This window comes from Brachybacterium avium, from assembly GCF_002216795.1.
In the GTDB taxonomy this organism is placed as follows: domain Bacteria; phylum Actinomycetota; class Actinomycetes; order Actinomycetales; family Dermabacteraceae; genus Brachybacterium; species Brachybacterium avium.
The window spans coordinates 1,542,444-1,567,877 of sequence record NZ_CP022316.1 but is presented as its reverse complement, the minus strand read 5'-3'; the positions used below and the strand labels follow the sequence as shown (position 1 = coordinate 1,567,877).

Below are 25,434 nucleotides of genomic sequence, written 5' to 3'. Positions count from 1 at the left end.
CACGGTGCGCACGCGGGGCGACGGCCGACGTCGGGCCCGAGAAGGGATACTGACCGCATGACTGCTGCCGACTTCCCCCTGACGGTCGGCGGCTCCTCCCGCCGGATGCTGCGGGAGCAGCTGGTTGCGGCGGGCGTCGAGCTCAACGCCTTCGCCGAGACGCTGCTGGAGCACCCCTGCTTCGCGCCCGGCTCCGCCCGGAGACTGACCCTCACCCAGCGCACCGTCGCCGAGCTCGACCTGCCCCAGGGAGGCACGCTGGGGCAGGTCATCGCTGCTGCGCAGCAGCAGGGGTTCGAGCTCTGCCCGCCCGAGACGGGTCCGTATCTGCGCCTGGCGGTGAGCTCTCAGCCCTCGGCGCCGGACTCGGTGCTCTCCGCCGGGCGGATCCCCAGCGGTGCGCTGCACATCCCTTCCGTGCCGCTCAGCGAGGACGACGACTACCCCAAGGGGTTCTACCTGCGGGTGGTCGACGGGGTGTCATGGCTGCGGGGATTCCGCTGCGATGACGAGTACCGCTGGCCCCCGGAGGCCACGGTGGTGCTCCAGGTCTGTCAGGAGGGATGAGCAGAGCCGGCGGCGGCCAGGTGCTCGCGCAGCTCCGTCGCGCTCGGGTTGCGCAGCACCTGCGTACCCAGGAACGCCGTCGGTGTGAGCTCGTCACCGCCGTTGACGGCACGGACCTGTGCGTTCGCCCCCTCGTCCCGCCATACGTTCACCCAGGTCACACGGGGATCCGTCCCGAGCTGCAGCAGCAGCCGCTCGCAGTAGAGACAGCCCGGCTTCCACAGCACCACGGCGTGATCGGGCGCGATCCGGGCCTCGGCGCGTGCCCAGGCGGTGTGCCGGCCGCGACGGCCGGACCACATGGCGACGGCGGCCAGCACCAGGGCACCCACCACCGCGGAGATGATCCCCCGGCGCAGATCGTCGATCCCCGTCACCACGGCCATCGCGAGGATCGCGACGGCTACGACGACGAGCGACCAGCGCAGGGAACGGGGCATGGCACCACCGTACGTGCCCGTCACTGGTAGGACACGAACCAGGGCCTCGGCTCGACCTCGTAGGTCTGCTCCGGGTCGAAGGTCGGAGTGTCCTCGTCGTAGAAGTTCTTCCAGGCCATGAACACCCCCTCCGGCAGACCTCGCTGCAGGGCGTTCCAGGTCCCCAGCTTGTCCTCGGGCGTGCCGTGGCCGTCGGCGTGCACCGTGATCGCGAGCTCCGGGTGGGAGGTGTCCAGATCCTGCCGATCGGTGATCATCGAGAGGCTGAACTGGTGGAGGATGAGCACCTTCGGCGGCAGGTCGTTGTCCGCGGTGAGGTCCGCGAGCCACTGCGCCGTCTCATTGACCTCCGCAGCCGTGACCGATCCGATCTGCGCGAGGTGCTTCTGGCCGGGCTTCAGCCGCCACTCGGCATCGAGCGCCAGGCCCACATGCGGTTCCTTGAGGAGGTCCTCGTAGAGCTTCGCCTGGGTGAGGAAGTCGGTGGTCCCGGGCTGCAGATCCAGCACGACGTAGACCCCTGCCTCACCGGCCGCATCGACCCACTCGCGCAGCATCTCGGGGTCACGCTCGGTGGAGTAGTCCCCGTCGGATCCCGGCTCGCTGCTGGCGATGGTCGTGATGATCTCGAAGGCCGGCACCACCGGCTCCTCGGTGAGGCCCGCATACTCGTCGGCAAGGCCCTGCGCCCGCGTGATCGAGTCCTCGAGATCCTGCTCGCCGAGGATGCCGAGCGAGGGGATGCCGGGGGAGCCGTAGGCGGCGATCATGCGCCGCCCGGGGAACAGCGTCTGCCCGCCACCGGGCAGCTCGGGGACGGTGACGGTGCGCTGCAGGGAGGAGGCCCAGTCCTCGGCCGCACCGAAGGTGTCTCCGAGGGCGAGGACCCCGGTCGACGGATCGTCCCCGGCGGCGGTCCTGGTCGCCTCGACGCTGGCGCTGCTGAGCCCCGGATCGCCCCCGGGCACCTCGACGACGGTGCCGCCGGCGGCGCCGATCTCTGCGCGGGCGATGGTCTGTGCCGGCCCCTCCTGCGCCGGGTCGACGAACAGGGTGATGGCGGGGACGTGCTCGTCCGCCGTGATCTCGGGCAGCTCGTCGGCGGAGTCCTCGGCATCGGGGTCGATCTTCATCACCGTGAGATCCTCGCCGAGCGGCGAGACGTCGGTGCCCTCGGCGGTCACCACGGTGCTCGTGCCGAGGCGACCGAGCTCGTCGGCGACCGCCCGGTCGGTGCCGAGCAGCAGGGGGAGGCCGGCATCGGCGGCCACGGGGGCGAGGCCATCGACGGTGTCCTCGGTGGCGATCACCGCCCCGTCGGCGGCGGCGAACAGGCTGGCGCTGAGCGCGAGGGCGGTCTGTGAGGCGTCTTGATCGCCCAGCACCGTCGAGGTGGGGGCCGTGGCCACCAGGTCCACGCGGAGCTCGTCCTCCTGGGTGAGGCAGGCGCCGAGGGTCGCGACCAGGGCGGTCGCCGCGGACACGGCGGCGATCTTCCGCAGGATCCCGGAGCTGCCGCCGCGCCGGGAGGGGTGTTCACCGCCGGCGGCATCCGGTGCGGCCGCGATGCGGTGTCGAGCGTGGGGGACCGGGGTCCCGGCGATGTCCTGATGCGTGGTCACGGACCCAGACTCCTCTGCCGGAGCGGATCGGTCGAACCGACACGGCCATCGCTGGACATGCGGGGGACGGATCCCGTCGGACTCGGGCACGCCACTGAGGAGATCCCGTCCCCGGTGCCTAGTCCGTCACTCGCGCCGATGCGGTGGCCAGTGCGGTCCCCCGGATCCGCTCCTCGTCGACCCTCACCCCGAGACCGGGACCCCGGGGCACGGTCGCGACGGCACCGGTGATCTCCAGGCCCTCCACGTAGAGCTCGGCGAGCAGCTCCGGGCCGTTGAGCTCGGCGGGCAGCGCCAGATCCATCGCGCTGAACAGGTGCAGCGCAGCGGCGAAGCCGATGCCGCAGTCCGTCAGCCCGCTGGCCAGGATCTCGATCCCATGCGCCTGGGCGACCGCCGCGGTGCGCTGCGCCGCGCGCAGCCCCCCGGACTTGCAGACCTTGATCACGACCATGTCGGCGGCCTCGAGCTGCGCCGAGCGGGCGAGGTCGGTGGCGGTGAAGCTGCCCTCGTCGATGGCGAGGGGCAGTGTGAGATCCCGCCGCAGCCGCCGCATCCCGGCCCAGTCCGTGGACGGGACCGGCTGCTCGATGCACTGGACGGACGGGATGTCCTCGAGGGTGCGGGCCAGGCGCAGCAGCTGGGAGGGCCGGTAGGACTGATTGGCGTCCAGCCAGATCGGCTTGCCGCCCACCTCGTCCACAACGGCCAGGATCGAGGCGTGATCGGCCTCGAGATCGCCCGAGACCTTCACCTTGAAGGCGTGGTACTCGCTGCTGTCCCGGGCGTGCTCGGCGACCACCTCCGTCGGTCCCACGCCGATCGCACTGCACAGCGGGATGCTCTCGGTGATCCGGCCGCCCAGCAGCTGATGGACGGGGAGGCCTGCGAGATGCCCGGCCGCGTCGTGGAGGGCGACGTCGAGCGCGGCGCGGGCAAAGGGGAAGCCCTGGGAGACCGACGGGCTCAGCGCCTTCGCCGCACGGCGATGGAACAGCTCGACGTCGAAGGGGGTCAGCCCGTGCAGCAGGGGGGCCAGATCGTGGTGGATCACGTCCATGATCGTGCGAGCGGTCTCGTAGCTCCAGCTGGGCAGCGCACGCTGCTCGCCCCAGCCGACCGTCCCGTCGGTGGTCTCGATCCGTACGAAGATGACATCGCCGTGGGCCCCGGCACCGCCCACCCGGCCGGATCCCAGCACGAAGTCCCGCCGGAAGGGGACCGGGACGTGGAACGCCTGGACGGACTCGATGAGCGCTCCGCGCCCCGTCGTCGCTGCGATGCTCGGATCTGTCGTGCTCATCTCTGCGGTGCTCGTTTCTGCAGTGCTCGTCCCGGCGCTGCGCGCTCTGGGCTGGTCATCGCTCTCACGCCAGGATCGAGAGCGCGGTCGGGTCCACCCAGGACGGCCCGCGGCGCCCGGAGGCGAGGTAGTCGCTGACATCGGCCAGGACATATCCGGTCAGGGCGCGGTGGCCGTCCGACGTGTCCCCGGCGATATGAGGGGTCAGCAGCAGCCCGGGGACCTGGGCGAGGGACTCCGCCAGCTGCGGCGGCTCCACGTCGTACACGTCCAGCCCGACCAGGAGCCGTCCGGAGACCGCGGCCTCCAGCAGCGCGGTGGTGTCCACCGCGGCGGCGCGGGAGGAGTTCAGGACGATGGCGCCGTCCGGGATCGCCGCGATCAGCTCGGCGGTGATCATCCCTTCGGTCGCGGGCGTCGCCGGGACGTGCACGGAGACGATCTCGTTGTCCATCACCTCCTCGAGCGATGCCAGGCGCACCCCGAGCTGCTCGGCTCGCGCGGGGGAGAGGAACGGGTCGTGGACGGTGATCTCGGTGCGGAAGGGCGCCAGCAGGCGGATGAACTCTCGCGCCGTCGAGGAGGCGCCGACGATGCCGACGCGTCGGCCGGTGAGCTCGCCGCCGCTGGGCCGATCTGACTTCCACCGCCCGTGGACCACGTCGTCATTGGATTCGATCAGGTGCCGCGTCAGGGTGAGAACGGCTGAGAGGCAGTACTCGCCCACGGAGGTCGCGATCCTGGGAGCGGCCGAGAACACGGTGACGTCCTCGAGGCTCTCCGGCGGGACCAGGTTCTTGATGGTCCCTGCGGCGTGGGCGATGATGCTCGGCCCGCCCCGGTCCGTCCCGAGCAGATCAGTGGGCAAGCGCGGCGTGCCCCAGCTGGTCACGACGATGTCCTGGCCCGGGAGCAGGGTCCGGAGCTCGCTCTCGTCGAGACCGGCCGAGGCCCAGGTCGTCGCGAACTCCTCCTCGATCAGCGCCCGGGTCGCGGGGTGGCAGACGTCCAGCGCCCGCTCGGGGGTCATCGCCATCAGCAGACGCCTCATCCCTGGACCCCCTGGAGGTTGCTGCGGTGTGCCGGTCCGGGCGGGTTCCCGCCGAGAGCGGAGGCGTCGAGCTCCACCGGGTGCTCATCAGGCAGCTCGACCAGGAGCTGATGCTCCCCGCACCGCACCCGGTGGGTCCCCACCGCCCCCGGGCCGACGGCTCGCAGGCGCACGGCGGTGGGCCTGCCGTCATGCCAGCTCAGATCCAGCTCGATCCCGGGGCGGGCCCGCAGGCCGTGCACGGTCCCGTCGGCCAGGATCGGGGCAGGGGCCGGGAGCAGCTCGATCTCGCCGCGATGGCTCTGGACGAGGCATTCAGCGATCGCGGCGACGATGCCGATGTTCCCGTCGATCTGGAACGGGGGATGGGCGGAGAAGAGGTTCGGGTACAGCCCGCTGCGCTCGCCGTCCGCGGTCTCTGCGGGGCGCAGGAAGAGCTCCAGCAGATCCTGGACCTTGTCCGGGCGGTGCAGGCGCGCCCACAGGGAGGTCTTCCAGGCGATCGACCAGCCCGTGGCCTCATCGCCGCGGGCCTCCATCGAGGTGACCACCGCAGCGGACACCTCCGGGGGCAGGTGCTGCCCGCCGGGGTATTCGACCCCCAGGTGGGAGACGTGCCGATGGGTCGGCTCGATCTCGCCCACCCCGTCGAGGTGCCACTCCAGCAGGCGGCCGTCCGCCCCGATCCGCGGGCCGGGGATCCTCTCCAGAGCATCGGCTGCCCGACGCACCATCGCATCGTCGCCGCGGCCCAGCAGCTCCGCCTTCGCGATCAGGGATTCGAACACCTCCCGCAGCAGCCAGCGATCCATCCCGGTGCTCTCGCTGAGGGCGACCGTCTCGCCCTCGGCGGTGATCCACTCGTTCTCGGGCGAGGTCGAGGGGAAGCTGACCAGGGTGCCGCCCGGGCCCTCGTGCAGGAGATCCAGTGCGAAGGCCGCGACCTCGCGCAGCGCGGGCAGCCGACGGGCGGCGATCTCGGTGGGCTCCTCGCCGCTGAACGCGGCGATCGAATCGAGCTCCCGCTCCAGCCACAGACCGCCCATCGGCCAGGTCGCGAACTTCGGCAGCCCGCGCACCGGATCGGTGTACCCCCAGGGGTCGGAGTTGTGGTGCATGGTCCAGCCGTCGGCGCCGTAGAGCCGGCGGGCCGTCTCCCGGCCCGATTCCCGCAGCATCCCGACGAAGCCCTCGAGGGCCGCGGCGGCGCCCGGCAGGTGGGCGACCCCAGCGGCCCAGTGGTTCATCTCCAGGTTGATGTTGACCGTGTAGTTCGAGCCCCAGGGGGCGAGCACCTTCTCGTTCCAGATGCCCTGCAGGTTCGCGGGCGGCAGGCCGGCCCGCGAGGAGGCGGCGAGCAGGTACCGACCGTAGGCGAACATCGTGGACAGCAGCTCCGCCTCCGCGGAGCCCCTCAGCTCGAGGCCGACGGCGTCCGCTCCGGGCAGCGGGGTCTCCCGGTGCCGGCGGCGCAGCTCCTGCTCGCCGCGGGCGAGTGCGCCCTCCGCCTGTTCGGTCGCCTCGGCGAGGGCCTCGGCGACGGGCCGGTCCGGCTGCTTCCCCAGTCCCTGCCAGGTGGTGACGATCGCGCAGGCGAGGAGGAGGCGCTCGCCCTCGACGCGGGTGCGCACCACGACGGCGACCCGGCTGGCTCCCTCTTCGTCCCAGGCGAGCTCCCCCCTGGCGTGATGCCGTGGGGGTGGTGCGTCGGACGGTGCGCGCAGCACCACGCTCAGCCCCTGCTCGTCCTCGCTGCGCTGCTCCTCGACCAGCGGCGAGGTCAGCTCGAGCCCTACCCGGGTGCCGGGCGGGCAGGGGGCGGAATGGACGAGCACCTCGTCGGCTGCGCTCACCAGGGTGAGGTGCTCACCGCCGGGTGCGCGCACCACATGCTCGGCCTGGGCGAGGTCGAGGAGGCGCTCGTAGTCGCCGTCCGGTGCGGGTGGGACGGAGGAGCCGGGGCCCTCGCGGGTCACGACGAGCTCCCCGACCGGCTGGTACGCCTGCGACCAGGCGGTGCCGAGCTGCTCGAGCAGGTCCTGCGCGGCGGTGATCTCTCCGGCCAGGAACAGCTCGCGCGTCCGCTCCCGGAGGCGGGTCGCCTCCTCGGCGGAGGTGCGCCACCGCTGGGTGGACTGCGGGGATCCGGACCACAGGGTGGAGTCGTTCAGGCTGAAGCGGGCCCGGTGCGGATCGCCCCACGCCATCACACCGATCCGACCATTGCCGAGGGGCAGCGCCTCGAGCCAGCGCTCGGCCGGGCAGCTGCGCGAAAGGGTGGTGCTCGGTGACATGCGATGTCCTCCGGGGAGTCGAGTAGGGAGTCCTGTGGTCACGGGCAGGTTCGCCGCTTTGTGTCAAAAATCATCCTATGTGTGCTCCGGGGCGGTGTCGAGGGCGCGATCACATCGACAAGCGCTTGCCCACTGTGCGGGAACATGTTTGACTGGAGGCATGGAAAGCGGTTGCCGTCCTGAGGGCGGCAGCGGTCGCCACCAGGCGCCCGGACCGCCCGTCGGCCGCCCGGCATTCGGGCATCACAGGAAGCGCAGGAGACAGACATGGCAGAACGCAGGATCGGGATCATCGTCAACGGGGCCACCGGCCGCATGGGCTACCGCCAGCACCTGGTGCGCTCGCTGCTCGCGATCCAGGAGCAGGGCGGCGTCGAGCTCGCCGACGGCGATCGTCTGGTGCCGGATCTGCTGCTGGTGGGCCGCAACGAGGAGAAGCTCGCCGCGGTCGCCGCGCGCCACGGGCTGACGAACTGGACCACCGACGTCGACGAGGCCCTCGCCGACGACGACTACGAGGTCTACTTCGACGCCCTGGTGACCAACCTGCGCGTCGCGAACCTCAAGAAGGCCATCGCCGCCGGCAAGGCCATCTACACCGAGAAGCCCACCGCCGAGACCTTCGAGGACGCGCTCGAGCTCGCGAAGCTGGCGAAGCAGCACGGCACCGTCAACGGCGTCGTGCACGACAAGCTCTACCTGCCCGGGCTGCTCAAGCTGCGCCGCCTGATCGACTCCGGCTTCTTCGGCGAGATCCTCTCGGTGCGCGGCGAGTTCGGCTACTGGGTCTACGAGGGCGATTGGCAGACCGCTCAGCGTCCCTCCTGGAACTACCGCTCCGAGGACGGCGGCGGCATCGTCGCCGACATGTTCCCGCACTGGAACTACGTCATCGAGGAGCTGTTCGGCCGGATCGAGGACGTCTACGCCCAGACCGCCACCCACATCGGGCAGCGCTGGGACGAGAAGGGCCAGGAGTACACCGCGACCGCGGATGACGCGGCCTACGGCGTCTTCCGCCTCGAGGGCGGCACCGTGGTGCAGATGAACTCCAGCTGGGACGTCCGCGTCCACCGCGACGAGCTGGTCGAGTTCCAGGTCGACGGCACCAAGGGCAGCGCCGTCGTGGGCCTGCACGGCGCCCGCGTCCAGCCGCGCGAGGCCACCCCGAAGCCGGTGTGGAACCCCGACGTCAAGGACTCGCACAACTACTACGAGGACTGGATCGAGGTGCCCGACAACGCCGGGCCCGACGGCTTCGACAACGGCTTCAAGGTGCAGTGGGAGGACTTCCTGCGCCACTACATCGAAGGCAGGGAATACCCCTTCGACTTCCTCTCCGGCGCGCGCGGCGTGCGCCTGGCCGAGGCCGGCCTGACCAGCTCCGCCGAGGGCCGCCGCATCGCCCTCGACCCGCTGACGGAGGTGTGAGCATGGCGGACGCTCTGCAGCTGACCCTGCTGGACGAGGACGGCTCCCTGCGCACCCTCCCGCTCGCCCAGGCCCCCGCCTTCGCCCGCCCCACCGCGCCTCTGCGCTCCCGCGTCGTCTACGCGGCGGTGCACGTGGTGCCGCAGGTGCAGGGGGACAACACCCCCGGCGCCCCGGCCGACATCGACTGGGACGCCACCCTCGCCTTCCGCCGCACCATGTGGTCCCGCGGGCTCGGGGTGGCCGACGCGATGGACACCGCCCAGCGCAACATGGGCCTGGATCCCGCCGCCACCCGGGAGCTGATCACCCGCTCGGCCGACGCCGCCCGCGAGGCGCTCGCCGACCCGGAGATCGCCGCCGTGTTCCCGGCCGACGCGACGGTGAGCGACCTGATGGTCGCCGGGGTGAACACCGACCAGCGCAGCGAGCACTCGCTGAGCCTGGACGAGATCGCCGAGGCCTACATCGAGCAGCTGGAGGCCACCGAGGCCACCGGCGCCGGTGCGGTGCTGATGGCCAGCCGCCACCTCGCCCGCACGGCGACCACGGCCGCCGAGTACGAGGAGGTCTACCGCCGGGTGCTCGACGCCGCGAGCGGGCCGGTGGTCCTGCACTGGCTGGGCACCGTCTTCGACCCGCAGCTGGGAGGCTATTTCGGATCGGACGATCCCGCTGTCGGGGCGGACACCCTGCTCCGGATCATCGAGGCGGACCCCTCGAAGATCCGCGGCGTGAAGATGAGCCTGCTGGACGACGCGGCGGAGGTCGCCGTGCGCGAGCGGCTCCCCGAAGGGGTCCGCATGCTCACCGGCGACGACTTCCACTTCTCCCACCTCATCGTGGGTGACGGCACCTGCACCACCGAGGCCGGGGGAGAGCAGGTGGTCGGGGAGTACTCCGACGCCCTGCTCGGGGCCTTCGCCGCCACCGCGCCAGCGGCCTCCGCCGCAGTGCAGGCGCTCGACGCCGGGGACCCGGCCGAGGCCACCCGGATCCTCGATGCCTCCGAGGAGCTGGGACGGCACATCTTCTCCGCCCCCACCTTCCATTACAAGACCGGGGTGGCGTTCCTGGCCTGGCTGAACGGCCACCAGCAGGCGTTCGCCATGGTGGGCGGCATGCACAGCGCCCGCAGCCTTCCCCACCTCTCGCGCACCATCGAGCTCGCCGCCACCACCGGCAACCTCGAACAACCGGCGCTGGCCGCCGAGCGCTGGCACGCGATGCTGGCCCTGGCCGGATACGACCTCGATGCGGCGGCACGGACCGCCGGGGCAGGAGATGCCGCATGACGACCTCACATTCCCGCACCGCCGCGCCCTCGGAGCGTCTCGGGACCGGCACGCAGCGCCTGTCGCTGAACCGCTGGACGTTCCGCACCACGCCGCTCCAGGAGTTCCTCGAGGCCACCACGGCGCAGGGCATCGACGCCGTGGGGCTGTGGCGCCAGGACGTCGCCGAGGTGGGCCTGGACGCCCTGCGCCGCCGGGTCGACGACGCCGGACTGCGGGTGAGCTCGCTGTGTCGCGGAGGGTTCCTCACCGCCTCGGCCGAGGCCGACCGCGCTGCGGCGCTGGAGGACAACCGCCGCGCGATCGACGAGACCGCAGCGCTCGGCGCCCCCACCCTGGTGCTCGTCGTCGGCGGCGTGGACCGGGCGGACAAGGACCTCATCGGCGCCCGCTCCCGGGTCACCGAGGGCGTCGCGACGCTCGCTCCCTACGCCGAGGAGCGCGGGGTGACGCTGTCCATCGAACCGCTGCACCCGATGTTCGCCGCGGACCGCGCCGTGGTCTCCACCCTCGACCAGGCCCTCGACATCGCCGAGGCCTCGGGCAGCCCCGCGGCCGGCGTCGTCGTGGACACCTACCACGTGTGGTGGGACCCGTACCTCGAGCGCGCCATCCAGCGCGCCGCGGCGACGGACCGCCTGCTGAGCTACCAGGTGTGCGACTGGAACCTCCCGCTCGCGGCGGAGCCTCTGCACTCCCGCGGCTACATGGGCGACGGCTTCATCGACTTCCCCTCGATCACCCGCATGGTCAAGGACGCCGGATACACCGGCGACATCGAGGTCGAGATCTTCAACGAGGACGTGTGGGCCACCCCGGCCGACGAGGCCGCGCGGATCATCGCCGAGCGCTTCGAGCAGCTGGTGCTGCCGCACGCCTGAAGGAGGTCGCATTCGGAGCGCATCACCCCAGCGAACAGTGGGGCCTGCTGGCCGACAGGTCGCTGCCCGCCTCACTGTCCCGAGTGCTCGACGATGCGCGGGACCGGCGCCAACGACGGCGCAGTATGTCATCAGGGTCGGGCGTCGTGTGCACCCGCCTCTGAGCCCGCATCGTTCGTGCTCGGGGATTCTGGCCGAGCAGCGTCCGCAGGAGAGGCCTTTTCAGCGCGTAAGCGCCACTTCATGACTGCGACTATCGCGTACCCAAGCGTGAAGGTCACGATCAGTGCCCACAGGCGTGGGACACCGAGTGTCGCAACGGCGAGTTCGGCGGATCCGACAAGGAGCAGTGAGAGTGCGAGGTAGCCCGCTAGCTCTCGAATTTCATGAGCCACTTAGATCAGCAACTTCTTGAGATACTTGCCCACGTATGGGACCAATGAGAATGCGATGCCGCAGTAGAAGCCGTTGTTGTCGCACCACACCTTGAGGTCGACTTCCGTCCCCGGGGTGAGGGAGGCGTCGTACGCCTTCAATTTGATCATGTTAACTTTCGAAATGCGCTTGCCATCCAAATACTCGTAGTACCAGCCATAGCAGTATTTAGGAGAGTTGTTCGTCCATGGCATGAGCCCACTGTTACCCTCTTCGCAGAAGGAGTAGTACCGCCCAGTTGCCATCGGAGTGGGGGTGGATGCCTCATGCTGAGCGATGGCTCGCTCGATATCTTTCTTCGTTGAACCGGGCGGGGCAAGTTGCTCCGCAGTGATTCCAGCCTCGCTGGTCACTGTGATGGGAGCGAGTGGCGCAGTTTCGGCTTGTGCCACATTTGACATGCTGGCGAAAGCCGCCACTGCGACAAGGGTAGTAAAAAATCTCCGGAATCGGCGTCCCATTACTCGGCCTTCATCATCGATGGCAGTGTGGTTAAGCCACGATAACAGTCTTAGGGGCGTTCTCGTCAAGAAGGTGCGGTGGCCGTTTGCGTCTGCGCTGGTATGCGTAGGTTGGGGGTATCCCTATGTTTCGAGTCAAGCCGCGAGGGCGGCCGGCTCGGTGGTAGGGGCGGTGGTGGGTCGCTGGTAGTAGGTGCCGTCGCGGAGCATCGCGAAGATGACGTTGCAGCGGCGGCGGGCCAGGCAGATCACGGCGGCGTTGTGGCGCTTGCCCTCGGCGCGTTTGCGATCGTAGTAGGCCTTGGAGACCGGGTCGTGGTTCGAGGCGACCCAGGCAGAGTAGAACAGTGCGTTCTTCAACCGCTTGTTGCCCGAGCGAGCCGGGAACTCTCCACGGATCGAGGTCCCGGATCTTCGCGTGACCGGTGCGATCCCGGCATAGGCGGCGAGGTGGCCGGGGGTCTCGAATCCCGTTCCGTCGCCCACGGCCATGAGGATCTGGGCGGCGGTCTTGATGCCGATCCCCGGCATGCTCATCAAGACCCCGGCGAGAGGGAAGTCCTCCAGCATGGCCTCGACCTCCCTCGCCACGGTCGCTCGCTGCTCCTTGAGCTCCTTGACCTGACCAGCGACTCTGGGGATCACCAGCTCCACCGCCGCGGTCGCGGGGACGACCACGGTCTGCTCGCCCAGCGCCTTGAAGATCTGATCGATCAGCGTTTCTGGGTCCCGGCGTGAATGGGCGCGGGCGAATCGAAGAACCTTGGCTCGGCCTGCAGTCTTAAGCCCGGTGGGGCCGCCGAACTTCTCCAGTAGGTCCAGGACGAGCCCGGTGGCCAGGCTGCCGCCGAGAAAGACGCGCTCGAGCGCGGGATGGATCTGCGTGAGCAGGGATCGGATCCGGTTCAGTGCCCTGGTGGTCTCGTGGGCGAGGTCCTCGTCGAAGCCGGCGAGGACCTTGAGCGTCGAGAGGACATCGTTGTCGCGGTCGACCTGCCGCAGCGTGTGCGGCATGGTGCGGGCGGTGTCGGCGATGATGAACGCGTCTCGTGCATCTGTCTTTGACCTGCCCGGATAGAGGTCTGCGTCCTTCCTCATCGCCAGGCCTGGGAGGTAGGCGACGGAGCAGCCCGAGTCTCTGGCGACCGCGATCGGTAGCGCTCCGATGGTGTTGGGTTGGTCGACGACCATCAGTACTTCGCCGTGGTTCTGCAGCTGGGTGAACAGCTCGCGGAGCTTGGTCTCATCCTGCGGGAGGGGCTCGTCGAACAGCTTGTTCCCGGAGGGGTCGAGTGCGCAGGCGTGGTGGGCGGTCTTTCCAACATCCAGGCCGATGACGACCGCGAATCGTGTGTCCATGATGCTGTCCTTCCTTGGAGCATCATTGCTGGTCGCAGTCTTGACACCCGGTGCCGGCACCCACGTTACCAAGAGACCTCAGCAGTGCTGGGCCGTGTCCCTATCAGCGGTCAACGCGTGTCTCTCGACCGGGCGGCAACACCCCCGGACCATTGAAGGCAGGGCAACAAAGCCATACCCGGCCGAGCGACCAGACCCCCGGCGATCGGGGGTGCTCACAAGGTAACGGGGCGGTGTGTCGGCTGAGCCGGGTGGGCAAAGGCAGCGCGGTCACGACCGTGACGGTGCGGCACATCGACGGGCGGTGAGCCGCTCCCAGCTCGGAAGCCTGCCGGGGCCGCGCGTCAGCCGACGTCGCCCAGCGCCGTGGAGCCGCGCAGCAGCACGTCCCCGCGCACATGGATCTCCGACGGACCGGCCTCGGCGAGCTCCTCGGCGCTCGAGGAGCCGTCGACCGGGACGCCCTCGCCCTTCGGGGGCTGCTCGAGCACCCATTCCACGGCCTGGCGGGCCATGTCCTGCAGCGGCAGCGCGATCGTGGTGAGGATCGGGTTCGCATCGGCCGCGTCGGGCACCCCGCCGAAGCCGGCGACTGCGACTTGCCCGGGGACCTCGATCCCGTGGCGGCGCAGCTCGCCGAGAGCGCCGAGCGCCATGACGTCTGCGGGGGCGAACACGCACAGCGGGAGGTCCTCGGCGGCCGGAGCACCGGCGAGGTGCTCCTGGATCCGGGTGGCCAGCCGGTAGCCGCCGGCACGGGTCAGGTCCGCCTCCACGCTGAGCTCGGGCTCGATGCCCGCCTCGGTCAGGGCGGCGATGTAGCCGCCGGTGCGATCCGCGGCCGAGGGGATCCCGGCGATGCCCTGGACCACGGCGAAGCGGCGGTGGCCCTCCACGATCAGGGCCGTGGCGAGCTCATGGGCGGCCGCTGCGTTGTCCGGCACGATCGTGCGACCCACGCCGAGCGACTGGCCCACGCCCACCACGCGACCGCCGTGACGGGCGAAACCCTCGAGCAGGGTGCGCAGGGCGGCGTCGGAGTCGTTGCCGTAGCGGTGCGAGCCCACCAGCACCAGGGCGTCGACCTGCTGGGCGATCAGGGAGCGCAGCGCCCGGATCTCGGTGTCGATCTCGCGATCGGTCTGCGTGAGCAGCACCTGCGACTGCGAGGCGAACACCTGCTGCTGGATCTCGCGGGCGATGGTCGCGAAGTAGGGGTCGGCGATGTCGTGGACCACCAGGCCGATCAGGCCCGAACGGGAGCGGGCCAGGGCCTGGGCCTGGGCGTTCGGGACGTAGCCGAGCTTCGCCGCGGAGGCCTTCACCTTCTCGGCGACCGCCTTCCCGGGCACCCGGGAGGAGCCGTTGAGCACGCGCGAGGCGGTGGCCAGGGAGACCCCGGCGTCCTTGGCGACGTCACTGAGTCGGACGGCGGGCATCAGCGTTCCTCCTGAGCGGTGGCGGGTCTGCCGGATCGGGGCGGCGATGCCCACGGCCCGGTCAGCATAGCGAGGAGGCCGCACGGAAGATCCCCGAGGTCGCTGGGCGTCGCATTGTCCTCAGGCCTCCAGCTCGCGGCGGGAGGGGTCGACGGGGTGGAGCGGCGGCTCCCCGGCGGCGAGGCGTCGCACCTCCTCCAGGGCCTGCTCGCCCATGCGGCGCAGCTCATTGCCCTGGGAGCCGGCGATGTGCGGGGTGATCGACACCGTGGGCACGTTCCACAGGGGGTCGTCGGCGGCGAGATCGTCGTGCACGTCGAGCACGGCGCTGAGGCGCCCGGAGACCAGCTCCTCGCGCAGCGCATCGATGTCGACGAGGGCGGGTCGGGCGGTGTTGAGGAACGTGGTCCCGTCGCGCATCAGCGCGAGCAGCTCGCGGCTGACCAGTCCCTGCGTCGAGGGGACGTCGGGTGCGTGCAGGCTCACCACGTCGCTGCGGGCGTAGAGCTCCTCGGGCTCCACCTTCGTCGCGCCGAGGGCCGCGACCTCTTCCGCCCCGAGGAAGGGGTCGGTGACCAGCACCTCCACGTCGAAGCGCTGCAGGTGCTCCGCCACCAGGGTGCCGATCCGGGACGCGCCGATGAGGCCCACCACGTTGCCGTAGTTGCCGATCTCCGCCCCGGCGCCGGCAGCCGGCACCACCTGGTGGTCGTGGCGATAGGCCGTCTCCTGGGCGAGGGAGCGCTTGCCGGCCAGCAGGATGTGGGCGAGGGTGAACTCGGCGACCGGCACCGCGTTCGCCTCGGTCGCGGAGGTCACCACGATGTCGCCGCGGTCCCACACCGCTTCGGAGACCACGAAGCGCACGGTCCCGGCGGTGTGGACGATCGCCCGCAGGCGCGGCATCCGCGCGAGCGTCGCAGCATCGACGCGCGGGGAGCCCCAGCCGGTCAGGAGCACCTCTATATCGGCGAGTGACTCGTTCTGCGCGGAGGTGAGGTCGGGGAGGGTGCGGCTGGTGTCGATGTCGGCGATCGCGGCCAGCCGGGCGAGCTGGGTATCGTCGAACATGCGGCCGGGCAGGCTCGGGGGCATCGCGAGCAGCGCCCTCATAGTGCGCTCTCCTCGCCGGCGGCGATCAGCTCGCGCAGGGATTCCGCCTCGCGCGCGAGCATTCCGGGGTCGTCCTGCGGGACGAACTCGAGCAGCGCGTCGCGATCCGAGCCCTCAGCGGCGAGGATCCCGAAGGCCTCGCGCCACAGCGGCGCCCGTTCGGCGAGCGGGAGGCGCTCGTGCATCGGCCACCACGAGAAGACATGGATCGTCGAGGTGCGGGGCAGCACCTGCCGCAGGGTCTCCAGCGCGTCGCCATCCGACATGCCCTGGTGCGGTTGCCAGTAGCTGAGCACGCGGTCGTGATCGATCTCCTGGAGCAGGCGCAGGGTCGAGGTGATCTCGTCGGTGAGCGTGCGGCCGTGGAACTCCAGGCCGAGGTCGATGCCGTGCGCGGCGGTGTCGTCGGCGAACCGGCGGATCCGCGCGATGATCTGTGCCCGCTCGGCGGCGGAGGCCTCGGCCGAGCCGGTGCGCCCGGCCCAGACCCGGATCCGTGGTGCGCCGAGCGCCCGGGCTGCGGTCAGCACGCCCGCCGCCTGCGCGGCGAACTCCTCGTCGGAGCCCTCGAAGCGGAGGTAGGAGCCGTAGGAGGCGACGGCGAGACCCGCACCTTCGGTGAGGGTGCGCGCGTGCTCGGCGGCGGCGACGTCGCCCGGCGGGACATGGGCGTCGCCCGCCCATTCCACGCAGGCCAGGCCGGCGTCGGCGGAGAGCTCGACGATGCGCGCGACGTCGAGCTCACGGAAGGTCACGGAACAGAGCCCGGGACGGATCATGGCAACTCCTGGGAACGGGGGACGCCGCATGGAGGGCAAGCGTTTACCACAGGGTATCGTGAGAACCCGTACGCGTGCGGGCCTTCGATCCGCCTGCCGACGGGTCCGTGCCCGAGCCGCGCCGGCATAGTTCGGCGAAGAGACCCCTCAGCGCGCAAGCTCACACCCGCCGCAGCACCCAGGAGGCCATCGTGTCCACGCCGAGCCCGACCCCCGCACAGCGCCGACCCAATGTGCTGCTGCTGGTCACGGACGATCAGGGAGCCTGGGCGCTCGGCTCGAAGATGCCCGAGCTGCACACCCCGACCCTCGACCGCCTGCAGCGGGAGGGGACCACCCTGGAGCGCTTCTTCTGCGCCTCCCCGGTCTGCTCCCCGGCGCGGGCCAGCCTCACCACCGGGCGGATGCCCTCCGCCCACGGGGTGCACGACTGGATCCGTCCCGAGGCGCTGGCCCGCACGGGCACGCCGGAGCGGCCCTTCGACCCCGACTTCCTCGAGCGGGCCGTCGGCGCGGACTCGATCGCCCAGATGCTCTCGCGGGACGGGTATCGCTGCGGGATGGTCGGCAAATGGCATATCGGCTCCTCCGACACCCCCGCACCGGGCTTCGACTACTGGTGGGCCCATCAGCTCGGCGGCGGCCCCTACTACGGAGCGCCGACCTGGGCGCACGACGAGGTCAGCGGCCGACCCGCGGTTCCGGCGGAGCCGACGACGGAACCGGAGTACCTGACCGACGCGATCACGCGCCAGAGCCTCGACTTCCTGGACCGCGTGGGCGCCGACGATGCGGACAGCCCGTTCTTCCTCCAGGTCAATTGGACCGCGCCGCACGATCCCTGGTTCGACGGGAACCATCCGGAGGACCTCCTGGCCCTCTACGACGACACCGACTTCCCCTCCGTGCCCGATCCCGAGCTCCACCCGTGGTTCAAGGCCGAGGCCTTCGCGCGGTCCGTGGCCGATCGGCACAGCGGCCTGGCCGGCTACTGCGCGGCGATCAGCGGCGTGGATCGCAGCATCTCCGCCCTGCTGGAGGACCTCGAGCGCCGCGGGCTGCTCGAGGACACGATCGTGGTCTTCACCGCGGACAACGGCTTCTCCTGCGGCCACCACGGCATCTGGGGCAAGGGCAACGGGACCTTCCCGCTGAACTTCTGGGAGCCGTCGATCACCGTCCCGTTCATCGTGCGCTGGCCCGAGCGGATCGCCGCCGCAGCGGTGGACGAGCGCCCCGCCTCTGCCGTCGACCTCTTCGAGACGATCGCCGAGCTCACCGGGGCGACGCCGCTCGAGGATCCCCTGCGGGCCGGCCGCTCGCTGGCGCCCCGGCTGCTCGGCGGTGCACCGGCGACCCCGGAGGAGTCGCCGGAGGCCGCGGGGGCGGCCGACGCGCCGGAGGACGCCGTCGTGATCCACGACGAGTACGGCGCGAACCGGATGCTGCGCACCGAGCGATGGAAGCTCGTCCTGCGGCGCGAGGGGCCGACGGAGCTCTACGACCTGCAGGAGGACCCCGGTGAGGAGCGCGACCTCTCGGCGGATCCGGCGCATGCCGCCGTCCTCGACGAGCTCAGCGGCGCGCTGGAGGACTGGTTCGCGCGGCGCAGCACCCCGGCGCTGAGCGGCTGGGACTCCACGGTCGACGGCAACGGGCAGACCGCTCCCGTCGGCTGAGGCGGCTCAGTAGGGCGGGGTGAAGATCTGCTCGCGGATCTCCGCCGGCAGGTCCGGCGGCAGCGGGATGCGCCGGGCGAAGGGGTCCCCGTCGCGCAGGCAGCGCTCGAGCAGGCGGCTCCGCAGGGCGGCGAGCATCTCGCCGTGGCGGCTCTGAACCGCCAGGTTCCGCATCTCCAGCGGGTCCTCGCCCAGGTGGTGCAGCTGCTCCCGGTTCCGCCCCCACGAGTAGACCGTGTACTTCCAGTCCCCGTGCAGCAGGGAGCGACCCACCGTCGTCGAGGCGGGATGGTCGATCCGGGTCTCCACGACCACGTCTTCGGCAGGGGCGTCCTCGAGCAGGTTCCCGGGCCGCACCCCCGGCGGCGGGGCGATGCCGAGCTCGGCGCACAGGGTCGGCACCAGCTCGGCGGTGGTGACCGGCGTGGAGACGGTGCGGCCGGCCGGCTTGCCCGGGGCCCGCAGCAGCAGCGGCACCCGGATGCACTCCTCGTACAGCGCGCTCTTCTGCGACCACTGGTGGGCGCCGTCCCCGTCCCCGTGGTCGGAGGTGAAGACCACCAGGGTGTCCTCCGCCGCTCCGGAGCGCTCGAGCGCCGCGAGCACGGTCCCGATCTGGTGATCCACCCGTTCCACCAGGCGTGCATAGGTCCAGCGGTACTGCCGCCACTCGTCCGGGCCCCAGGTGCCGGTGCCGTGGACGTTCTGTCCCACCGCCCGCTCATGCGCGAGCGCCTCGGGCTCGTAGGGAAGCGGCCCATGGTTCAGCGGCAGCGGGGGCGTCTTCGCGATGGGCGCCGGCTCGACATCGCCGTACGGCATCGGCTGGCCGCGGGCGTACTCGCAGATCGTGTGCGGGTCGTCGAAGGAGACGAAGAGGGCGAAGGGCTGCTCGGCGGCGCTCAACTCGTCCAGCCGCTCCGCGGCCCAGTCCGCGAGCCCCGCGTCACCGAACGGGCGGGTCAGCGCGAAGCCGTCGGCCTCGGAGACCTCGACCCGCGGGGCATGCCATTTCCCGCCCCACTCGGTGCGGAAGCCGTGCTCCTGCAATGTCCGCGGCAGCGTCGGGCCGGCACGGAACTCCTCGACGACCTCCTCCGACGGACGGTTGCGGTCGATGCCTATCTCGTGCGGGGCCCTGCCCGAGATCAGGGAGCTGCGACCCGGGACGCACAGCGGGAACGGGGTGTAGGCGCGGGTGAAGGCGGCGCCCTCCTCGCGCAGCCGGGCCAGGTGCGGGGCGGCGAGGAACTCCTGGGACTCGCCGTCCAGCGCATGCGCCCCGAGCTGGTCGGCCATCAGGAACAGCAGGTTCTTGGCCACGTCTCAGACCTCCACGGGGGACGGGGAATAGTTGTCCAGCACCGGCCACGGCATCTCCAGCCGTGAGAAGAGCTCACGAGCCCGGGCGGTCAGCGCGCGATCCAGCGCGGGATCCTTGAGCGGATGCAGCTGGAACGGGTCGGCGACGAGGTCGTGGCAGGTGGACCACACCTCGCCGCGCCGCGCCGAGAGCACCCACAGATGGGTGGGCGTGCGCAGACCGCGCTGCTGCAGCCCGTCCGGTGCGGCCTCGTCATGGAAGAACGGGACCACGGAGCCCGGATCAGCCGCGGCGTGGGAGAGGATCTCCGGGCTGAGGTCCTCGCCCACCATCCGGGCGGGGATCGACTCCGCCAGGCCCACCAGGCCCAGCAGGGTCGGGGCCATATCGAGGGAGCCGATCAGCGCCGAGCACCGGCCCGGGGCGAGGTGCGAGGGTCCGCCGATGATCAGCGGGATGCGCATGGACTCCTCGAACGGCACGTTCTTGTCGAGCCGGCCGTGGCTGCCCAGCTGGGTGCCGTGGTCGGAGGTGAACACGACCAGGGTGTTCTCAGTGAGGCCCCGCTGCGAGAGCGCCTCGACGATCCGCCCCACCTGCTGATCGATCTCGTGGACTGCGGTGAAGTACTGCGGTGCGACCTGTGCGGCCTCGGCGCGGATCTCCTCGGTGACGTTCGGGCGCACCAGGAGCTCCTCGCCGCGGCCCGCGAACTGCTCGTGGATGCCGTGGGGGAGCTGCTCGAACGGGGGGTGGGGCGGGTTCCAGGAGACCGCGAGCGCGAAGGGTCCCTCTCCGTGCTCGTCGAGGAACTCGATCGCCCGGTCCGTCTCGTGCTCTGCGGACCACTGCTCCACGTCGATCCGGTCCTCGCGGCCGCTGTCGGTCGCCCAGTAGTGCGGGCGCAGATGGTCGTCGCAGCAGCCGTAGGAGTACCAGCTGGAGAAGCCGAAGCGACGCTCCGGCGGGGAGAACGCATCCCACACCTTGCCGTCGTCCCGTCGGCCCTCGCCCCAGATCTCGTCCTCCGCGGTGGGCGGCTCGAGATGCCACTTGCCGATCCATCCGGTGGCCATGCCGTGCGCGGCCATCACCGCGGCCCAGCTCTCGGCGTCCGAGCGCAGGCCGACGCCGGAAGCGGCAGTGGCGGAGTTGACGTTGAGGTGCACGCCGTTCTCCTGCGGGGTCTGCCCGGAGATGAGCATCGCGCGGTGCGGGCTGCACACCGGATAGGAGCTCAGCGCCGACTCGCACCGCACCCCGCGGGAGGCGAGCGCATCGAGGTGCGGCGTCGGCACGGGATCGCCGTCCGGCTCCACGCACTGCGCCCGGAACTGGTCCGCGATCAGCAGCACCAGGTTCGTCATTTGCCCATCCCGACCGTGAGCCCCTCGGTGAGGCGGCGGCTGACGAACAGGAACATGATCAGCATCGGCAGCACCACGATGCAGATGCCGGCGAAGAGACCGCCCCAGTCCGCCCCGGAATAGGTCTGCTGCTGCACGAAGCCGATCAGCGCGACCGGCAGCGTGTACTTGTCCGTCGAGCTGAGCAGCGTCATCGCCATCAGCGTCTCGTTCCAGTGCGAGATCACCTGCAGGATGAACGCGGTCATGATGCCGCCCTTGGCCAGCGGCATGATGATGCGCATCATCGTGCCCAGCGGCGAGGTGCCGTCGATCGCGGCCGCCTCTTCGAGCTCCACCGGCAGGGTGCGGAAGAAGGAGATCAGCAGGAACACCGTGAACGGCATCGAGATCCCGATGTACACCAGGTTTAGCCCGATCAGGCTGTTGGTGAGGTACAGGCGGGAGAGCATCACGAACAGCGGGATCATGATGACCTGCGCAGGGATGCCGAGCCCGAGCACGAAGTAGTTGCTGAGGAATCGGGTCACGGGAGTGTCGACCCGGCCGAGATAGTACGCCGCCGGGGCGGCGACGACGACCGTGAGCCCGGAGCTCACCAGGGTCACCCAGGCGCTGTTCCAGGCGGCTCGACCGAAGTCGCCGACGGTCCAGGCGCGCGACCAGTTCTCGAACTCGAGCGAGGTCGGCATCCCGAAGGGTTCGGCGAGGATCTCGCGGGTGTCCCGGAGGGACTGCACGATGATCCAGAAGAGCAGCGCGATCCCGAGCGCGACGGCCAGCCACAGCACGCCCACCAGGACCATGCGCAGCGGGTTGCGCTCCGCGCGGGAGGCGGGGCTGCCGCGACTGCGGCGTCGGCGGGGCGGGCGCGGGCTCTGCAGGACGGTGCCCGGTTCGGCAGCGGCCAGGGCGGGGATCGGAGAAGTCACGTCGTTGTCCTTGTCGTTCAGTACTGGATGGCGTCGCGACGCATGACCCGCCGCATGAGCAGGACGATGATCGACACCGCGACCAGCGAGATGATCGCGGAGGCGGTGGCCGCCCCGTAGGCCGGGACTGACTGCCCGGAGAACGCCGTGACGTAGGTGTACACGGCGGCGGTCCAGCTGGAGGTGGGCGGGATGCCGACACCGCTGGACCCGCCGAAGACCCAGATGAGCTCGAAGATCTTCACCGAGCTGATCGTCCACAGCACCGCACAGGTCGCGAACACCTCCCAGGTCAGCGGGATGATCACGTACCGCAGGCGCTGGATCGCATTGCATCCGGCCAGCGATGCCACTTCGAAGTAGTCCGGCGGGATCCGGTCCACGCCCGCCATCAGGATCGTGGTGAAGTACCCGGTGTGCGTCAGCACCAGCGTGACCATGATGAGCACGAAGATGTTGTCCTGGGCCAACCAGGCCGGGGGCTCGGTGACCCCGAACGGACGCAGCAGTGTGTTCACCAGGCCGCCCGGGTTGAAGATGAACCCTGCCAACGCGCCGAAGACGAGCGCATTGACCAGGTGGGGGAAGAAGATCACCGCGCGGACGGTGCCCTTGCCCCACATGTTGCGCAGCACCAGGCTCATCGCGAAGGCGAGGATGAAGATCGTCACGCCCACGACCACCAGGATCAGCATGGTGTTGAGGAACGCCTGCTGGAACAGCGGGTCCTTGGCCACCCGGGGATAGTTGCGCAGCCCGACGAACTCCATCGGCCCGGCTCCGGGCCAGCGATGGAAGCTGATCCAGAGGGCGGCGGCCGTGGGGACCACCACCAGCAGCGTGTAGAACAGGAAGGCGGGGCCGACCAGGGGGAGGAAGAGCTTCCGCTTCTGGGCCTCGATGAGGCTGACTCCCTTGGAGTGGCGCACGGGGCGCTGAGCGGTCTGGGCCGTCATCTCAGAGCTGCGCTTCCCAGTAGGAGATCTGTGCTTCCTTCGCCGACGAGATGAACTCCTCGGCGCTGATCTTGCCGAGGAACAGCTCGTCGTTGATCGGCTGCATCACCGTCTCCATATATCCCGAGTGGGTGATGCCGTCCGCGGCCAGGTAGGTGCTGTCCGCCGCGTCGATCGCGGCAGAGATGTCTGCCAGCTCGGGGATGGTCTCGATGCCCTCTCGGATCGGGATCTGACCGGCCTCGGAGGCGATCTTCTCCTGGAAGTCCATACGCAGCAGGAACTTCGCGAACTCGGCTGCGGCCTCGGGGTTCTTCGCCTGCAACGGGATGACGAAGCCGGTGGGCTCCGCCCGCATGATCGTCTCCCCCGACGGGTCCGGTGAGGGCATCGGGAAGGAAGCGTACTCGAAGTCCTTGGTGGCGTACGGGGCGGTCTCCGTCGGGATCCACGAGCCGTTCAGCAGCAGGGCGGCGTCGTTCGTGGCCCAGGCCTGCTGCTGGGCAGGCCACTTGGAGGCGTCATAGCCGGGGATGAGATAGCCGCCCTGGACGATCTGCTCCACGCAGCGGGCCGCCTCGAGCGCTGCATCGCCGTCCCAGAGAGCCCCGCTCTTGTCGGAGACCAGCTCGTTCAGGCCGCCGACACCGGTCAGGCGCAGGTAGAGCGACTGGAACCAGAGGACGTTGTAGCCACCGACGTCGCCGTCCGCGGCGAGGGGGGTCTTGCCCTGGCTCTTCAGGTCGTCGAGCAGGGCGATGAACTCCTCCCAGTCCGCCGGCGGAGCCTCGCTGATCTCGGGGTGCTCTCCCGCGTCGTACCAGATCGCCTCGGAGGTGAGGAAGGTCGGCAGCAGCCACGGGCTGCCGTCGATCATCGTCGACTCGTTGCGGAACTTCTCGGGGATGATGTCCGTGATCGCCTCACCCTCCACCTCGGAGGCGAACAGGTCATCGAGCGGAAGGACCTGCCCGGTCGCGGCGAGGACCGGAGCGAGCTTGGCGAAGGCGCCGTCGATGATGTCCGGGACCTGCGGTGTGTTCAGCGCCGGGACGATCTTCTGCGTGACCTGGCGGCCCTGCCATTCCACGTTGACCGTGATGCCGCTCTCCTCCTCGAAGGCAGCGACGGCCTCCTTCATGACGGCCTGCTGGGATTCTCCCTCCTTCCAGTTCGACCAGTACGTGATCGAATCACCGGAGCCCGAGCCGGAGGAGGAGCCGCCACAGGCGGCGAGGGAAACCGCGGCGGCACCGCCGGCGCCCAGTGCGAAGAGTTGACGTCGTGTCGGAGTTGCAGAATGCAGCACGCGACTCACCTGGCCTTTCAGAGTAAGTGCAACTATCGGACCAGCGGGACAAGGTAGTAATCAATGAGTGCTCGGGACCTTTATCCCGGACGCCCTACCTCGAGGCGACGAAATATGGGGGTGACGGCGCTCTCATTGTCCGTTTGGCCTGCGGTGACGTCGGCCCGTCGGGCGGATGGTGGGTCACCTGGTAATCTTCCGCGAAGATAGTGCTAGGACAGTAATGGTGACTCACCTGGAGGCGATGCGGCGATGGAGACCCCGACGGAATCGGTGTGGAGCCGCAGCGGGCGCCGCAGCCTGAAGTTCGAGGAGCTCGCCTCGCAGCTGCGCAGTCGGATCCGCTCCGGTGCCTGGACCCCGGGGACGAAGCTGCCCACGGAGAACGAGCTGATCCAGGAATCGGGGTTCTCCCTCACGACCGTGCGACGCGCCTATGAGTCGCTCGTGGACGAGGGGCTGGTGACCCGGCGGCGGGGAGCGGGCACCTTCGTCAGCGACCGCAGGCCGCAGCGCGAGACTAGGCAGGGGCGGGTCGGGATTCTGATCCCCGAGACCGCGCTGTACTACGCGAAGGTGCTCCAGGGGCTGGAGACCACGCTCGCCGCCCGACGTGTCTCCCTCACCCTCGCGACCAGCAACTACAAGGTCGAGCAGGAGAGGGAAGCGCTGCAGTCGATCCTTGCCGATGGGGTGCGGGGGATCATCGTGGTGCCGACCTTCAGTGCCGGGCGGGCGCAGGAGAACCTGCGGAGGATCGAGGCGCTGCAGAATCTCAAGATCCCCGTCGTGCTGTTGGAGCGCTCACTGCCCGAGCTCGGCGCCGCAGACCCGTCGGAGCACGTGGTCTCCGATCATGCGGGAGGTGGGTTCGACGCCATGCAGCACCTTCTCGGTCTCGGGCACGAGCGCATCGGCCTGGTGCTTCGCCGCGTTCCGTACACGGCTCCCGGCATACGTGCCGGATACCGTACCGCCTGCGAAGTCGATGGCCTCCAGGAGGTCGTGATCGCGGACGAGATGGGGGCGTGGAACGCCGAACGTGCCGACCGTGCTCTCGCCGAGCTGCTCGAGCACGGCTGCACCGCCGCGCTGGTGTTCGGGGACCGGGAGGCGGCGCTCCTGGAGGGTGCGGCCTCGCGCCGGGGCATCGTCGTCCCCCGCGACCTCGCCCTGGTCTCGTACGACGATGAGCTCACCGAGCTGGCCGAGGTGCCGCTGACCGCGATGTCCCCGGCGAAGTACCACCTCGGCTCGACGGCGGCGGAGGTGATGCTGCGCCGGATCGAGAACGGTCCCAGCTCACCGGTGCTCCAGGTCAGGCTGCGCCCTCATCTCGTCATCCGCGAGTCCTGCGGCGCCTCGAGCATCGGCGGGCCCGCCGGGGCCTGAGATCC

Annotated in this window: 21 protein-coding genes; 6 read left to right on the top strand and 15 right to left on the bottom strand. The window is 70.2% G+C overall.

Annotated features, from left to right (window positions below; all coding sequences use genetic code 11):
• Positions 1–57 precede the first annotated feature (57 nt).
• Positions 58–567 carry a hypothetical protein gene (locus CFK39_RS07085; protein WP_089064879.1) on the top strand — a complete coding sequence of 170 codons (510 nt, stop codon included), beginning with the start codon at positions 58–60 and terminating at the stop codon, positions 565–567.
• On the opposite strand, the gene CFK39_RS07080 is transcribed toward CFK39_RS07085, so the two are convergent.
• From CFK39_RS07080 to CFK39_RS07060, 5 genes are all read right to left on the bottom strand, one after another.
• Positions 555–1,007 (bottom strand): glutaredoxin family protein, encoded by a 453-nt coding sequence (locus CFK39_RS07080; RefSeq protein WP_089064878.1) that lies wholly within the window; start codon positions 1,005–1,007, stop codon positions 555–557. The two genes, CFK39_RS07085 and CFK39_RS07080, sit on opposite strands and share 13 nt — an antisense overlap.
• Positions 1,008–1,027: 20 nt before the next feature.
• The gene (locus CFK39_RS07075) at positions 1,028–2,629 is read right to left on the bottom strand and encodes a hypothetical protein (RefSeq protein ID WP_245822964.1); all 1,602 of its coding nucleotides are present in this window, start codon (positions 2,627–2,629) and stop codon (positions 1,028–1,030) included.
• A gap of 118 nt (positions 2,630–2,747) precedes the next feature.
• Positions 2,748–3,932, bottom strand: coding sequence for a mandelate racemase/muconate lactonizing enzyme family protein (locus CFK39_RS07070; RefSeq protein WP_089064877.1), 1,185 nt, complete (start codon positions 3,930–3,932; stop codon positions 2,748–2,750).
• A 64-nt stretch (positions 3,933–3,996) separates the two neighbouring features.
• Positions 3,997–4,983 carry a hydroxyacid dehydrogenase gene (locus CFK39_RS07065; RefSeq protein ID WP_089064876.1) on the bottom strand — a complete coding sequence of 329 codons (987 nt, stop codon included), beginning with the start codon at positions 4,981–4,983 and terminating at the stop codon, positions 3,997–3,999.
• Positions 4,980–7,277 carry a glycosyl hydrolase family 95 catalytic domain-containing protein gene (locus tag CFK39_RS07060; protein ID WP_089064875.1) on the bottom strand — a complete coding sequence of 766 codons (2,298 nt, stop codon included), beginning with the start codon at positions 7,275–7,277 and terminating at the stop codon, positions 4,980–4,982. Before CFK39_RS07060 ends, CFK39_RS07065 begins: the two co-directional genes overlap by 4 nt.
• A 267-nt stretch (positions 7,278–7,544) precedes the next feature.
• Between CFK39_RS07060 and CFK39_RS07055 the strand changes: the two genes are divergently transcribed.
• The 3 genes from CFK39_RS07055 to CFK39_RS07045 are packed head-to-tail and all read left to right on the top strand — an operon-like array spanning position 7,545 to position 10,884.
• Positions 7,545–8,708, top strand: a complete 1,164-nt coding sequence (locus tag CFK39_RS07055) for a Gfo/Idh/MocA family protein (RefSeq protein ID WP_089064874.1) — start codon at positions 7,545–7,547, stop codon at positions 8,706–8,708.
• Positions 8,709–8,710: 2 nt separating this feature from the next.
• Complete coding sequence (locus CFK39_RS07050; RefSeq protein WP_089064873.1) at positions 8,711–10,003, top strand: DUF993 family protein; 1,293 nt, start codon at positions 8,711–8,713, stop codon at positions 10,001–10,003.
• Entirely contained in the window at positions 10,000–10,884 is an 885-nt protein-coding gene (locus CFK39_RS07045; RefSeq protein ID WP_089064872.1) for a sugar phosphate isomerase/epimerase family protein, read from the top strand. Before CFK39_RS07050 ends, CFK39_RS07045 begins: the two co-directional genes overlap by 4 nt.
• Before the next feature lie 395 nt (positions 10,885–11,279).
• On the opposite strand, the gene CFK39_RS16200 is transcribed toward CFK39_RS07045, so the two are convergent.
• From CFK39_RS16200 to CFK39_RS07025, 5 genes are all read right to left on the bottom strand, one after another.
• Entirely contained in the window at positions 11,280–11,738 is a 459-nt protein-coding gene (locus CFK39_RS16200) for a hypothetical protein (RefSeq protein WP_157697096.1), read from the bottom strand.
• Between the two features lie 177 nt (positions 11,739–11,915).
• Complete coding sequence (locus CFK39_RS07040; protein ID WP_089064871.1) at positions 11,916–13,139, bottom strand: IS110 family RNA-guided transposase; 1,224 nt, start codon at positions 13,137–13,139, stop codon at positions 11,916–11,918.
• Between the two features lie 344 nt (positions 13,140–13,483).
• Positions 13,484–14,578: a LacI family DNA-binding transcriptional regulator gene (locus CFK39_RS07035; RefSeq protein WP_089064870.1), complete on the bottom strand. Its 1,095-nt coding sequence runs from the start codon at positions 14,576–14,578 to the stop codon at positions 13,484–13,486.
• A 120-nt stretch (positions 14,579–14,698) separates the two neighbouring features.
• A complete protein-coding gene (locus tag CFK39_RS07030) occupies positions 14,699–15,691 on the bottom strand; it encodes a hydroxyacid dehydrogenase (RefSeq protein ID WP_089064869.1) in 993 nt (330 codons plus the stop codon).
• Entirely contained in the window at positions 15,688–16,470 is a 783-nt protein-coding gene (locus CFK39_RS07025) for a sugar phosphate isomerase/epimerase family protein (protein ID WP_089064868.1), read from the bottom strand. The genes CFK39_RS07030 and CFK39_RS07025 overlap by 4 nt, the downstream gene beginning before the upstream one ends.
• 191 nt (positions 16,471–16,661) lie before the next feature.
• On the opposite strand from CFK39_RS07025, the gene CFK39_RS07020 reads away from it, so the two are divergent.
• The gene (locus CFK39_RS07020) at positions 16,662–18,149 is read left to right on the top strand and encodes a sulfatase family protein (protein WP_089064867.1); all 1,488 of its coding nucleotides are present in this window, start codon (positions 16,662–16,664) and stop codon (positions 18,147–18,149) included.
• 6 nt (positions 18,150–18,155) lie between these two features.
• Here CFK39_RS07020 and CFK39_RS07015 read toward each other — a convergent pair whose 3' ends face one another.
• From CFK39_RS07015 to CFK39_RS06995, 5 genes are read right to left on the bottom strand one after another with little or no spacing between them, the layout of a single operon-like run.
• Positions 18,156–19,472, bottom strand: a complete 1,317-nt coding sequence (locus CFK39_RS07015) for a sulfatase family protein (RefSeq protein ID WP_089064866.1) — start codon at positions 19,470–19,472, stop codon at positions 18,156–18,158.
• A 3-nt stretch (positions 19,473–19,475) separates the two neighbouring features.
• Positions 19,476–20,840, bottom strand: a complete 1,365-nt coding sequence (locus CFK39_RS07010) for a sulfatase family protein (protein ID WP_089064865.1) — start codon at positions 20,838–20,840, stop codon at positions 19,476–19,478.
• Positions 20,837–21,772, bottom strand: a complete 936-nt coding sequence (locus tag CFK39_RS07005) for a carbohydrate ABC transporter permease (protein ID WP_245822963.1) — start codon at positions 21,770–21,772, stop codon at positions 20,837–20,839. The genes CFK39_RS07010 and CFK39_RS07005 overlap by 4 nt, the downstream gene beginning before the upstream one ends.
• 17 nt (positions 21,773–21,789) lie before the next feature.
• Entirely contained in the window at positions 21,790–22,728 is a 939-nt protein-coding gene (locus CFK39_RS07000) for a carbohydrate ABC transporter permease (RefSeq protein WP_089064864.1), read from the bottom strand.
• 1 nt (position 22,729) lies between these two features.
• Positions 22,730–24,037: an ABC transporter substrate-binding protein gene (locus tag CFK39_RS06995; RefSeq protein ID WP_245822962.1), complete on the bottom strand. Its 1,308-nt coding sequence runs from the start codon at positions 24,035–24,037 to the stop codon at positions 22,730–22,732.
• Positions 24,038–24,289: 252 nt separating this feature from the next.
• On the opposite strand from CFK39_RS06995, the gene CFK39_RS06990 reads away from it, so the two are divergent.
• Positions 24,290–25,429, top strand: a complete 1,140-nt coding sequence (locus tag CFK39_RS06990; protein ID WP_089064863.1) for a GntR family transcriptional regulator — start codon at positions 24,290–24,292, stop codon at positions 25,427–25,429.
• The last annotated feature ends 5 nt before the right edge of the window (positions 25,430–25,434 follow it).

Coding starts and splice junctions, on each gene's coding strand:
- CFK39_RS07055 (WP_089064874.1), top strand. CDS start 7,545: ATGGCAGAACGCAGGATCGGGATCATCGTCAACGGGGCCACCGGCCGC.
- CFK39_RS07045 (WP_089064872.1), top strand. CDS start 10,000: ATGACGACCTCACATTCCCGCACCGCCGCGCCCTCGGAGCGTCTCGGG.
- CFK39_RS07080 (WP_089064878.1), bottom strand. CDS start 1,007: ATGCCCCGTTCCCTGCGCTGGTCGCTCGTCGTCGTAGCCGTCGCGATC.
- CFK39_RS07060 (WP_089064875.1), bottom strand. CDS start 7,277: ATGTCACCGAGCACCACCCTTTCGCGCAGCTGCCCGGCCGAGCGCTGG.
- CFK39_RS07010 (WP_089064865.1), bottom strand. CDS start 20,840: ATGACGAACCTGGTGCTGCTGATCGCGGACCAGTTCCGGGCGCAGTGC.
- CFK39_RS07000 (WP_089064864.1), bottom strand. CDS start 22,728: ATGACGGCCCAGACCGCTCAGCGCCCCGTGCGCCACTCCAAGGGAGTC.
- CFK39_RS07035 (WP_089064870.1), bottom strand. CDS start 14,578: ATGCCCGCCGTCCGACTCAGTGACGTCGCCAAGGACGCCGGGGTCTCC.
- CFK39_RS06990 (WP_089064863.1), top strand. CDS start 24,290: ATGGAGACCCCGACGGAATCGGTGTGGAGCCGCAGCGGGCGCCGCAGC.
- CFK39_RS07065 (WP_089064876.1), bottom strand. CDS start 4,983: ATGAGGCGTCTGCTGATGGCGATGACCCCCGAGCGGGCGCTGGACGTC.
- CFK39_RS07040 (WP_089064871.1), bottom strand. CDS start 13,139: ATGGACACACGATTCGCGGTCGTCATCGGCCTGGATGTTGGAAAGACC.
- CFK39_RS07030 (WP_089064869.1), bottom strand. CDS start 15,691: ATGAGGGCGCTGCTCGCGATGCCCCCGAGCCTGCCCGGCCGCATGTTC.
- CFK39_RS07050 (WP_089064873.1), top strand. CDS start 8,711: ATGGCGGACGCTCTGCAGCTGACCCTGCTGGACGAGGACGGCTCCCTG.
- CFK39_RS07025 (WP_089064868.1), bottom strand. CDS start 16,470: ATGATCCGTCCCGGGCTCTGTTCCGTGACCTTCCGTGAGCTCGACGTC.
- CFK39_RS07070 (WP_089064877.1), bottom strand. CDS start 3,932: ATGAGCACGACAGATCCGAGCATCGCAGCGACGACGGGGCGCGGAGCG.
- CFK39_RS07085 (WP_089064879.1), top strand. CDS start 58: ATGACTGCTGCCGACTTCCCCCTGACGGTCGGCGGCTCCTCCCGCCGG.